The organism is Streptomyces spinoverrucosus, assembly GCF_006539505.1.
Taxonomy (GTDB): domain Bacteria; phylum Actinomycetota; class Actinomycetes; order Streptomycetales; family Streptomycetaceae; genus Streptomyces; species Streptomyces spinoverrucosus.
Genome location: NZ_BJND01000122.1, coordinates 1 through 11,308, shown reverse-complemented (window position 1 = coordinate 11,308; position 11,308 = coordinate 1). Strand labels below are relative to the sequence as shown.

Here is an 11,308-nt window from a genome sequence, read left to right as displayed (position 1 = left end):
CTGAGGCCCCTCGATCCCGAGGAGACGGGCCAAGTCCCCGCTGCCCCTCTCCTCGTCTCGTGAGAGACGTGCCGCCCCGGCTCAGCCACTGAGCCGGGGCAGCACGTTTTCGCAGAACAGGTGCAGACTGCGCCAGCCCTCCTCCAGCGGCATCCCGCCCACCAGCGGATGCAGGACGAGGCTGTCGAGCCCCTGCGCCACACACTCGTCCGGCGTGAGCACCCGGTAGACGCCCTCGGCGCGCAGCTCCTCCACCGTCGTGGCCGCCGACCGCACGGCCGAGCGGATGTCCGCCGACTGCCACGAGGCGTACGTACGCGCCTCGTGCAGGAAGTGCCCGCCGTACTCCGCCCACGTCCGGTCCGGGTCCTCGGCGAGGTGCAGCAGCGCCGTCTCGGCGGCGGGCATCATGGTCCAGCCCTCGGTGCCGTACTCGACCAGGCGTTCCTTGTAGTAGGCCTCAAGCTCGGGCAGGTGCGCGCTGGGGAAGAAGGGCAGCCCGAGACGGGCGGCACGGCGGGCGGCGGCCCTGGAGGAACCGCCGACCAGGAGCAGGGGGTGCGGGTCGGTGTACGGGCGTGGCGTGACCCGCACCGTCCGCCCCCGGTACTCGAACTCCTCCCCGGTCCACGCCGCCAGCACCGTCTGAAGCACCTCGTCCTGCAACCGCCCGCGCCGCGTCCAGTCCACGCCGAACTGCGCGTACTCCTCGGGCCGGTACCCGATACCCGCGACGGTCACCAGCCGGCCGCCGCTCAGCAGATCCAGTACGGCGATGTCCTCGGCCAGCCGCAGCGGGTCGTGCAACGGCCCGATGACCGCCGACACGGTGACAGCGAGGCGACGGGTGGCCCCGAGCACCGCTCCCGCGAACGCGAACGGCGACGGCAGCCAGTTGTTCGGCGCGCCGTGGTGCTCCTCCGTCTGCACGGTGGCGATCCCCCGGTCGTCGGCGTACGCGGCCATCTCCAGGGCCGTCCGGTAGCGGGCGTGCAGGGAGGCCGGGGTGGCGCCGGGTTCGACGAGATTGAAACGGACGACCGAGACGGGCATGGGGGTCCCCTTCGCCGGGCGGGTGGGCTTCCGGTGCGGGGGGACGGTAGCTGACGGGGCGTCAGGTAGCCAGAGGTGCCGCCACAGGGGTCGGCTCACTTGGAGGAAGGCACAAACTGGGTCCGCCCGAGCCCCATGGCTGATACTGGACGAGTTATGGAAATCGTCATCCTTGCTGTAGTCATCGCCGTGGTCGTGCTCGGCGCGATCGGCGGGCTCGTCGTCGGCAGCCGGCGCAGGAAGCCGCTGCCCCCGCCGCCGCCCACCACGCCCGACATCACCGCCCCTCCGGCCGAGCCGCATGTCGGCGACGAGGCCGAGACGCCGCGGGAGGAACCGCGCCGCACGATCGAGGAGGTGGACCTCCCGGACGGCTCGGCCCCGGTCGCCGTCGAGGAGCCGCCCGTCGTCGAGCTCCCGCCGACCGAGATCGAGGTCCCGGAGCCCACCGCGGGGCGGCTCGTCCGCCTCCGCGCCCGTCTGTCCCGCTCCCAGAACGCCCTCGGCAAGGGGCTGCTCACGCTGCTCTCGCGCGAGCACCTCGACGAGGAGACCTGGGAGGAGATCGAGGACATCCTGCTCACCGCCGACGTCGGTGTGCAGCCCACCCAGGAGCTGGTCGAACGGCTGCGCGAGCGGGTGAAGGTGCTCGGCACCCGCACCCCCGAGCAGCTGCGCGGCCTGCTGCGCGAGGAGCTGCTCACGCTGGTCGGCACCGACTTCGACCGCACCGTGAAGACCGAGCCCGAGACCACCAAGCCCGGCATCGTGATGGTCGTCGGCGTCAACGGCACCGGCAAGACCACCACCACCGGCAAGCTCGCCCGCGTCCTGGTGGCCGACGGCCGCAGCGTCGTCCTCGGCGCCGCCGACACCTTCCGGGCCGCCGCCGCCGACCAGCTCCAGACCTGGGGCGAGCGGGTCGGCGCGTACACCGTGCGCGGGCCGGAGGCCGGCGACCCCGCCTCCGTCGCCTTCGACGCCGTCAAGGAGGGCAAGGAGATGGGCGCCGACGTGGTGCTCATCGACACTGCCGGGCGGCTGCACACCAAGACCGGGCTCATGGACGAGCTCGGCAAGGTCAAGCGCGTCGTCGAGAAGCACGCCCCGCTGGACGAGGTGCTGCTCGTCCTCGACGCCACCACCGGTCAGAACGGCCTCGTCCAGGCCCGCGTCTTCGCGGAGGTCGTCGACATCACCGGCATCGTCCTCACCAAGCTGGACGGCACGGCCAAGGGCGGCATCGTCGTCGCCGTGCAGCGCGAGCTCGGCGTCCCGGTCAAGCTGGTCGGGCTCGGCGAGGGCGCGGACGATCTGGCGCCGTTCGAGCCGGAGGCGTTCGTTGACGCCCTTATCGGAGAGTGATCACCCACCGAGTTCGGCAGGTACGGAGAAGCGCCCGCCCCCACGGTGCAGTGGGGTGCGGGCGCTTCGCTGTGTACGGATGTGCAGGGACGCGCCCGCGTACGGATGTGGATGGACGCGCCCCGTGTACGGATGTGCACAGATGCGCACCCGGTGTCGCGTGCGGCTACGCCCGCGACCGGTGCGCCACGTAAGCCAGCGTGCCCAGCAGCAGCCGCGCCGCCGGCGGCTTGCGCGCCGAGTCCAGGTCCGGCGGGCGCAGCCAGCGCACCGGGCCGAGGCCGGCGCGGTCGGAGGGCGGGGCCGTGATGTGCGTACCGGGGCCGAGACCGCGCAGGTCGAGGTGCGGGTCGTCCCAGCCCATCCGGTACAGCAGCGCGGGCAGCTCGTACGCGGCGCCGGGGGCGACGAAGAACTGGGCGCGGCCGTCAGGGGTGGCGGTGACGGGGCCGAGGGGCAGGCCCATGCGCTCCAGCCGGACCAGGGCCCGCCGCCCGGCGGGCTCGGCCACCTCGATCACGTCGAACGCCCGCCCGACCGGCAGCATCACCGCCGCGCCCGGGAACTCCGCCCAGGACTTGATCACCTGGTCCAGCGTCGCCCCGGCCGGTACCTCCGGCGCGAAGTCCAGCGGATGCGCGCCCGGCGCCGGGCACTCGGGGCGCCCGCAGGAACAGACACCCGCGGCGGCCCGGGCGCCCGGGACGACGGCCCAGCCCCACAGCCCGGTGTACTCGGCCACGGCGGTGCACTCCGACGAGCGGCCGCGGCGGCGCGAGCCGGACCGGATGTCGCGGATGCCCCGACTACTGCCGATCGTGAAGCCCATGCCCCCTCCAACGGGTCCGGCGCACCGGTGGTTACGAGACGGAATCAGAACGTTACTCTCCGTTTCCGACTTCCCGGCTGGCGCGCGGTCCAGACGGCTTCCGGAAGCAAACCCGGGTGGTGCACCCAGGTGTTCGCGCCCCGGCGTGCACCCGTCCGCCCACTTCCATCCGTCCTATGTCAAGTGAATCGTGCGGAGGCGACCGGTAGTTCATTCGAAGGGGTGGCGAATGGTGGCGTTTCCAGGATCGCCGTGGCCGGGCGGGTGATCGTAGGATTACCGTGTGTGCACGACGACCGGGGCACATGCACCGGTGGGTATGCCGGAGGCAAGCCGGTTCCTCGTTCGAAGACTGAGAACTGCCGGACGGGGCACTGAATTGACGGGCATTCTGATAAGGCTTGGCGCACTTGGTGACAGGCGATCTGAGGGATGGGGGCGTTCCAGTGGGCGACAACGGCGGCGGCGGGACGAACGCTGAGAAGCGCCCGAATGAGCTGTTGGGCTCGTGGTTCGTGCGCAGCGGCTGGTCGAAGGGCGAGCTGGCGCGTCAAGTGAACCGCAGAGCACGCCAGTTGGGCGCCAACCACATCTCCACCGACACCTCCCGGGTACGCCGCTGGCTGGACGGCGAGAATCCGCGCGAGCCGATCCCCAGGATCCTGTCGGAGCTGTTCTCCGAGCGGTTCGGCTGCGTCGTCTCCATCGAGGACCTCGGCCTGCGCACCGCCCGCCAGTCGCCCTCCACCACCGGCGTCGACCTGCCCTGGACGGCCCCGCAGACGGTCGCCCTGCTCGGCGAGTTCTCGCGCAGCGACCTGATGCTGGCCCGCCGCGGCTTCCTCGGCACCTCGCTGGCCCTGTCCGCCGGCCCGGCCCTGATCGAGCCCATGCAGCGCTGGCTGGTCCCCGCGCCGCCCGCCCCCCGGCCCGAGCCCGCGTCGGTGCCGTCCACCCGCGCGCGGGGACGGCTGTCCAAGCCGGAGCTGGACCTGCTGGAGTCCACCACGGTGATGTTCCGCCAGTGGGACGCCCAGTGCGGCGGCGGCCTGCGCCGCAAGGCGGTCGTCGGCCAGCTGCACGAGGTGACCGACCTGCTCCAGGAGCCCCAGCCCGAGGCCACCAACCGCAAGCTGTTCAAGGTCGCCGCCGAGCTGGCCGAGCTGGCCGGCTGGATGTCGTACGACGTGGGGCTCCAGCCCACCGCGCAGAAGTACTTCGTGCTCGCCCTGCACGCCGCCAAGGAAGCCGGCGACAAGCCGCTCGGCTCGTACATCCTGTCCAGCATGAGCCGCCAGATGATCCACCTCGGGCGGCCCGAGGACGCCCTGGAGCTGATCCACCTCGCGCAGTACGGCAGCCGGGACTGCGCGAGCCCGCGCACCCAGTCGATGCTGTATGCGATGGAGGCCCGGGCGTACGCCAACATGGGCCAGCCCGGCAAGTGCAAGCGGGCCGTGCGGCTGGCCGAGGACACCTTCACCGACGCCGACGACTGGGACGAGCCGGACCCCGACTGGATCCGCTTCTTCTCCGAGGCCGAGCTGTACGCCGAGAACAGCCACTCCTTCCGCGACCTCGCCTACGTCGCCGGCCGCAGTCCCTCCTACGCCTCCATGGCGGAGCCGCTGATGCGCCGGGCCGTGGAGCTGTTCGCGCAGGACACCGAGCACCAGCGGTCGTACGCGCTCAACCTCATCGGCATGGCCACCGTGCATCTGCTCCAGCGCGAGCCCGAGCAGAGCGCCGTGTTCGCCGACCGGGCCATGACGGTCGCCAAGAAGGTCCGTTCCGAGCGCGTCAACACTCGTATTCGAAAGACCGTCGACACCGCCGCCCGTGACTTCGGTGACGTCGCCGACGTCGTGGACCTCACCGACAAGCTCGCCGCCGAGCTGCCGGAGACCGCCGAGGCGGTCTGAGCACAGCGCCGAAACCCCTGACCCCGGCCGCGGCCGGCCCTCCCGAACTGCCCGACTCGGCTCCCCCATGCCAGGTCATCGGAAGGCCGTCCGCGGCCGGTTTGCTTCTCCCGCAGGAGTACCCACGGAAGGTTGCGCCACGATAACGATCGCGCAGCCCGGCAGCAGGCAGTTCATCGAGGCGTAACACGCAGGGCGCCTTCGTCACCGCAGCGAAACAACGAGGGGCTTCCACCGAAACGGCGCTGCGCCAATCTCGTGGCGCATAACCGGCCCACCCCTCATGACCGCTCAAGGCTTCGCCCGCACGGGGCCGTATCCAACGACGAGGAGACGCCGATGGCACCAGCCATCACGCTTGCCGCAGAGACGGAGCTCTCTGCCGCCAACACAGGCTTCATGCTCATCTGCTCCGCCCTGGTGATGCTCATGACGCCGGCCCTGGCCTTCTTCTACGGAGGCATGGTCCGCGTCAAGAGCACCCTGAACATGCTGATGATGAGCTTCATCAGCCTGGGAATCGTCACCATCCTGTGGGTGCTGTACGGCTTCTCCATGGCGTTCGGCACGGACTCCGGCAGCATCATCGGCTGGTCTTCCGACTACGTCGGCTTCACCGGAATCGGTCCCGCCGATCTCTGGGACGGCTACACCATCCCGATCTATGTCTTCGCCGTCTTCCAGCTGATGTTCGCGATCATCACGCCCGCCCTGATCAGCGGCGCCCTCGCGGACCGCGTGAAGTTCACGGCGTGGGCACTGTTCGTCGCCCTGTGGGCCACGATCGTGTACTTCCCGGTCGCGCACTGGGTCTGGGGTACCGGCGGCTGGGCCTTCGAGCTGGGCGTGATCGACTTCGCCGGTGGTACGGCGGTGCACATCAACGCCGGTGCCGCGGCGCTCGGTGTGATCCTGGTGATCGGCAAGCGCATCGGCTTCAAGAAGGACCCGATGCGTCCGCACAGCCTCCCGCTGGTCATGCTGGGTGCCGGTCTGCTGTGGTTCGGCTGGTTCGGCTTCAACGCCGGCTCGTGGCTGGGCAACGACGACGGTGTCGGCGCGCTGATGTTCATCAACACCCAGATCGCCACCGCCGCCGCCATGCTGGCCTGGCTGATCTACGAGAAGCTCCGCCACGGCGCGTTCACCACGCTGGGCGCCGCCTCCGGTGCCGTCGCCGGTCTGGTCGCCATCACCCCGGCCGGTGGCGCGGTCGACCCGCTCGGCGCGATCGCGGTCGGCGCCATCGCCGGTCTGCTGTGCGCCATGGCCGTCGGCCTGAAGTACAAGTTCGGCTACGACGACTCCCTCGACGTCGTCGGCGTCCACCTCGTCGGCGGTGTCGTCGGTTCCCTGCTCATCGGCTTCTTCGCCAGCGGCAAGGGCCAGTCCGAGGTCGAGGGCCTGTTCTACGGTGGCGGCCTGGACCAGTTCTGGAAGCAGTGCGCCGGTGTCTTCGCGGTCCTCGCCTACTCCCTGGTCGCCTCCGCGGTCCTCGCCTTCCTGATCGACAAGACGATCGGCATGCGGGTCTCCGAGGACGACGAGGTGGCCGGCATCGACCAGGCCGAGCACGCCGAGACCGCATACGACTTCAGCGGCGCCGGCGGTGGTGCCTCCCGCACCGCCTCCGCCCCCGCCCCGGTTGCCGAAGCTGCGAGCAAGAAGGTGGACGCATGAAGCTCATCACCGCAGTCGTCAAGCCGCACCGGCTGGACGAGATCAAGGAAGCCCTCCAGGCGTTCGGAGTGCACGGACTGACGGTCACCGAGGCGAGCGGCTACGGTCGTCAGCGGGGCCACACCGAGGTCTACCGCGGCGCCGAGTACACCGTCGACCTGGTCCCCAAGATCCGTATCGAGGTGCTGGCCGAGGACGACGACGCCGAGCAGCTGATCGACGTCATCGTGAAGGCGGCCCGCACCGGCAAGATCGGTGACGGCAAGGTCTGGTCCCTTCCGGTCGAGACCGCCGTCCGGGTCCGCACCGGCGAGCGCGGCCCGGACGCGCTCTGACCGACAGAAGAACAGGAGTCGCTGGGTGACGAGTACGGACGTAACGGCGGAAGCAGAGGACTCGGGACCCAGCGGCTACGCGGCGGCCCGGCTGCGTCTCCTCACGGAGGGGGCGCGGTCCGGGCCGCCGCGCCGTGCCGCCCTGGCCGAGCTGACCGACGACTGGCTGGCGGGTCTCTTCACCGCGGGGGCCGAAGGGCTGCGCGGGGTCTCCCTCGTCGCGGTCGGCGGCTACGGCCGCGGTGAGCTGTCCCCCCGCAGCGACCTGGACCTCCTGCTGCTGCATGACGGCGGCGACGCCGCCCGGATCGCCGCTCTCGCCGACCGCATCTGGTACCCCGTGTGGGACCTGGGTCTCGCCCTCGACCACTCCGTGCGCACACCGGCCGAGGCCCGCAAGACGGCAGGGGAGGATCTGAAGGTCCAGCTCGGGCTGCTGGACGCCCGCCACATCGCGGGCGACCTCGGCCTGACGGCGGGACTGCGCACGGCGGTCCTCGCCGACTGGCGCAACCAGGCGCCGAAACGTCTCCCCGAACTCCAGGAACTCTGCACCGAACGCGCCGAACGCCAGGGCGAGTTGCAGTACCTGCTGGAGCCGGACCTCAAGGAGGCCCGCGGCGGCCTCCGGGACGCCACCGCTTTGCGCGCCGTCGCCGCCTCCTGGCTGGCCGACGCCCCGCGCGAGGGCCTCGACGACGCCCGGCGCAGGCTGCTCGACGTCCGCGACGCCCTGCACCTCGCCACCGGGCGCGCCACCGACCGGCTCGCCCTGCAGGAACAGGACCAGGTCGCCGCCGAGCTGGGCCTGCTCGACGCCGACACACTGCTGCGGCAGGTGTACGAGGCGGCGCGGGTCATTTCGTACGCCAGCGATGTCACCTGGCGGGAAGTGGGCCGCGTGCTGCGGTCGCGTGCCGTGCGGCCCCGGCTGCGCTCCATGCTGGGCGGCGGGAAGCCGACCGCAGAAAGGTCACCTCTGGCCGAAGGCGTGGTCGAGCAGGACGGCGAGGTGGTGCTCGCCCGTGCCGCGCGCCCCGATCGGGACCCCGTGCTCCCGTTGCGCGCCGCGGCCGCCGCCGCGCAGGCGGGACTTCCGCTCTCCCTGCACGCCGTACGGCGCATGGCTGCCGGCGTGCGCCCCCTGCCCACGCCCTGGCCCGCCGAGGCACGCGAACAGCTGGTGACGCTGCTGGGCTCCGGCCACCCGACCGTCGAGGTCTGGGAGGCCCTGGAGGCCGAGGGCCTGATCACCCGGCTCATCCCCGACTGGGAGCGGGTGCGCTGCCGCCCGCAGCGCAACGCCGTGCACATCTGGACCGTCGACCGGCACCTCATCGAGACCGCCGTCCGGGCATCCGAGTTCACCCGCCGGGTCAGCCGCCCCGACCTGCTCCTGGTCGCCGCGCTGCTGCACGACATCGGCAAGGGCTGGCCCGGCGACCACTCGGTGGCGGGCGAGATCATCGCGCGCGACGTGGCGAGCCGGATCGGCTTCGACCGCGACGACGTGGCAGTGCTCGCCACCCTCGTACGCCACCATCTGCTGTTGGTGGAGACGGCCACCCGGCGTGACCTGGAGGACCCCGCCACTGTGCGCTCGGTCGCCGAGGCGGTCGGTTCGCAGGGCACGCTGGAGCTGCTGCACGCCTTGACGGAGGCCGACGCGCTGGCCACTGGGCCGGCCGCCTGGTCGTCCTGGCGGGGTTCGCTCGTGGCCGACCTGGTGAAACGGGTCTCGGCGGTGCTTTCCGGGGGCGAGCTGGAAGACCCGGAGGCCGCCGCGCCCACCGCGGAGCAGGAGCGGCTCGCCATCGAGGCGATCGCGACGGGCAGCCCCGTGCTGTCGCTGCGGGCGCAGACGGAGGTGCCCAGCGAGGAGGCGTCCGGCGAGCCCGAGCCGCTCGGCGTCGAGCTGCTGATCGCCGTACCGGACCAGCCCGGCGTGCTGCCCGCCGTGTCCGGTGTCCTCGCCGTGCACCGCCTGACCGTCCGCACGGCCGAGCTGCGGGCCCTTCAGCTGCCGGACGGCGTCGAGGGCTCGGTCCTGCTGCTCGACTGGCGGGTCGCCGCCGAGTACGGCTCCCTGCCCCAGGCCGCCCGGCTCCGCGCCGACCTCGTCCGTGCCCTGGACGGCACTCTGGACATCGCGAGCCGCCTCGCCGAGCGGGACGCCGCGTACCCGCGCCGCCGGGGCGTGGTGGCGCCGCCGCCGAGGGTGTCGGTCCACCCGGCCGCCTCCCGGCTGGCCACGGTGATCGAGGTGCGCGCACAGGACGCTCCGGGGCTGCTGTTCCGGATCGGGCGGGCGCTGGAGGACGCCGGGGTGCGGGTGCGCAGCGCGCATGTGTCGACGCTGGGCGCGAACGCCGTCGACGCGTTCTATGTCACAGGGCCGGAGGGCGCACCCCTGCCAGGCACGGAGGCGGCGGCGGTGGCGCGGAAGCTGGAGGAGACTTTGCGCGGCTGACCCGTGACCCGCTCCAGTGGAGCCGGGATACCCTGGAGGGCGATTCATCCGCCAGCCACCGACCCTGAGGACCGCGAGCGCCGTGTTCGATACTCTCTCCGATCGCCTCTCAGCGACTTTCAAGAACCTGCGTGGCAAGGGACGGCTCTCCGAAGCGGACATCGACGCCACCGCGCGCGAGATCCGGATCGCGCTCCTCGAAGCGGACGTGGCGCTGCCGGTCGTCCGGGGCTTCATCAAGAACGTCAAGGAGCGGGCCCTCGGTGCCGAGGTCTCTCGCGCGCTGAACCCGGCCCAGCAGGTGCTGAAGATCGTCAACGACGAGCTCGTGACGATCCTCGGTGGCGAGACCCGGCGGCTGCGCTTCGCCAAGCAGCCCCCCACCGTGATCATGCTGGCGGGTCTGCAGGGTGCCGGTAAGACCACCCTCGCGGGCAAGCTCGGCAAGTGGCTCCAGGAGCAGGGCCACTCCCCGCTGCTGGTCGCTGCCGACCTCCAGCGCCCGAACGCGGTCAACCAGCTGAGCGTCGTCGCCGAGCGGGCCGGGGTCGCGGTCTTCGCGCCGGAGCCGGGCAACGGCGTCGGTGACCCGATCAAGGTCGCCAAGGACTCCATCGACTTCGCGAAGTCCAAGGTCCACGACATCGTGATCGTGGACACCGCCGGTCGTCTCGGCATCGACCAGGAGATGATGCAGCAGGCCGCGGACATCCGGGACGCGGTCTCGCCGGACGAGATCCTGTTCGTCGTCGACGCGATGATCGGTCAGGACGCGGTCAACACCGCCGAGGCCTTCCGCGACGGCGTAGGCTTCGACGGCGTGGTGCTCTCCAAGCTCGACGGTGACGCCCGCGGTGGTGCGGCCCTGTCGATCCGGCAGATCACCGGCAAGCCGATCATGTTCGCGTCGAACGGCGAGAAGCTCGACGACTTCGACGCCTTCCACCCGGACCGGATGGCCTCCCGCATCCTCGACATGGGTGACCTGCTCACCCTGATCGAGCAGGCGGAGAAGACCTTCGACCAGGCCGAAGCCCAGAAGATGGCCGAGAAGCTGGCCTCCAAGAAGGGCCAGGACTTCACCCTCGACGACTTCCTGGCCCAGATGGAGCAGGTCAGGAAGATGGGCTCCATCTCCAAGCTGCTCGGCATGCTGCCCGGCATGGGCCAGATCAAGGACCAGATCCAGAACCTCGACGAGCGGGACGTCGACCGCACCGCCGCGATCATCAAGTCGATGACCCCGGCCGAGCGCCAGGAGCCGACGATCATCAACGGCTCGCGGCGCGCCCGTATCGCGCGCGGTTCCGGTGTCGAGGTCAGCGCGGTCAAGAACCTGGTCGAGCGGTTCTTCGAGGCCCGCAAGATGATGTCCCGCATGGCCCAGGGCGGTGGCATGCCCGGTATGCCGGGTATGCCGGGCATGGGTGGCGGTCCCGGCCGTACGAAGAAGCAGCAGAAGAAGGCCAAGGGCAAGCAGCGCTCCGGCAACCCGATGAAGCGCAAGCAGCAGGAGCAGGAGGAGGCCGCCCGCCGCGCGGCCGCCGCTCAGGGCGGAGGCGCCTTCGGGCTGCCGCAGCAGGGTGGCAAGGACTTCGAGCTGCCGGACGAGTTCAAGAAGTTCATGGGCTGACCGGCTTTTGTACGGCGCCGG

Annotated in this window: 8 protein-coding genes; 6 read left to right on the top strand and 2 right to left on the bottom strand. The window is 71.3% G+C overall.

The window, feature by feature from the left end; genetic code table 11:
• Positions 1-81 precede the first annotated feature (81 nt).
• The gene (locus SSP24_RS41250; protein WP_141316214.1) at positions 82-1,053 is read right to left on the bottom strand and encodes an LLM class flavin-dependent oxidoreductase; all 972 of its coding nucleotides are present in this window, start codon (positions 1,051-1,053) and stop codon (positions 82-84) included.
• A gap of 156 nt (positions 1,054-1,209) precedes the next feature.
• On the opposite strand from SSP24_RS41250, the gene ftsY reads away from it, so the two are divergent.
• Positions 1,210-2,418: a signal recognition particle-docking protein FtsY gene (gene ftsY / locus SSP24_RS41245; protein ID WP_141316211.1), complete on the top strand. Its 1,209-nt coding sequence runs from the start codon at positions 1,210-1,212 to the stop codon at positions 2,416-2,418.
• A gap of 166 nt (positions 2,419-2,584) precedes the next feature.
• On the opposite strand, the gene SSP24_RS41240 is transcribed toward ftsY, so the two are convergent.
• Complete coding sequence (locus tag SSP24_RS41240) at positions 2,585-3,247, bottom strand: bifunctional DNA primase/polymerase (protein ID WP_141316209.1); 663 nt, start codon at positions 3,245-3,247, stop codon at positions 2,585-2,587.
• Between the two features lie 446 nt (positions 3,248-3,693).
• Between SSP24_RS41240 and nsdA the strand changes: the two genes are divergently transcribed.
• The 5 genes from nsdA to ffh all read left to right on the top strand — a co-directional run bounded on the left by nsdA (position 3,694) and on the right by ffh (position 11,287).
• A complete protein-coding gene (nsdA, locus tag SSP24_RS41235) occupies positions 3,694-5,169 on the top strand; it encodes a transcriptional repressor NsdA (RefSeq protein WP_141316207.1) in 1,476 nt (491 codons plus the stop codon).
• Between the two features lie 339 nt (positions 5,170-5,508).
• Positions 5,509-6,849, top strand: a complete 1,341-nt coding sequence (locus SSP24_RS41230; RefSeq protein ID WP_141316205.1) for an ammonium transporter — start codon at positions 5,509-5,511, stop codon at positions 6,847-6,849.
• Positions 6,846-7,184 carry a P-II family nitrogen regulator gene (locus SSP24_RS41225; protein ID WP_003997576.1) on the top strand — a complete coding sequence of 113 codons (339 nt, stop codon included), beginning with the start codon at positions 6,846-6,848 and terminating at the stop codon, positions 7,182-7,184. The genes SSP24_RS41230 and SSP24_RS41225 overlap by 4 nt, the downstream gene beginning before the upstream one ends.
• A gap of 25 nt (positions 7,185-7,209) precedes the next feature.
• The gene (locus SSP24_RS41220) at positions 7,210-9,654 is read left to right on the top strand and encodes a [protein-PII] uridylyltransferase (protein WP_141316203.1); all 2,445 of its coding nucleotides are present in this window, start codon (positions 7,210-7,212) and stop codon (positions 9,652-9,654) included.
• 82 nt (positions 9,655-9,736) lie between these two features.
• A complete protein-coding gene (gene ffh / locus SSP24_RS41215) occupies positions 9,737-11,287 on the top strand; it encodes a signal recognition particle protein (RefSeq protein WP_141316201.1) in 1,551 nt (516 codons plus the stop codon).
• Positions 11,288-11,308 lie beyond the last annotated feature (21 nt).

What these genes read in the sequence shown, in the direction of transcription:
- SSP24_RS41250 (WP_141316214.1), bottom strand. Translation starts at nt 1,053, where the DNA reads ATGCCCGTCTCGGTCGTCCGTTTCAATCTCGTCGAACCCGGCGCCACC.
- ftsY (WP_141316211.1), top strand. Translation starts at nt 1,210, where the DNA reads ATGGAAATCGTCATCCTTGCTGTAGTCATCGCCGTGGTCGTGCTCGGC.
- SSP24_RS41240 (WP_141316209.1), bottom strand. Translation starts at nt 3,247, where the DNA reads ATGGGCTTCACGATCGGCAGTAGTCGGGGCATCCGCGACATCCGGTCC.
- SSP24_RS41230 (WP_141316205.1), top strand. Translation starts at nt 5,509, where the DNA reads ATGGCACCAGCCATCACGCTTGCCGCAGAGACGGAGCTCTCTGCCGCC.
- SSP24_RS41225 (WP_003997576.1), top strand. Translation starts at nt 6,846, where the DNA reads ATGAAGCTCATCACCGCAGTCGTCAAGCCGCACCGGCTGGACGAGATC.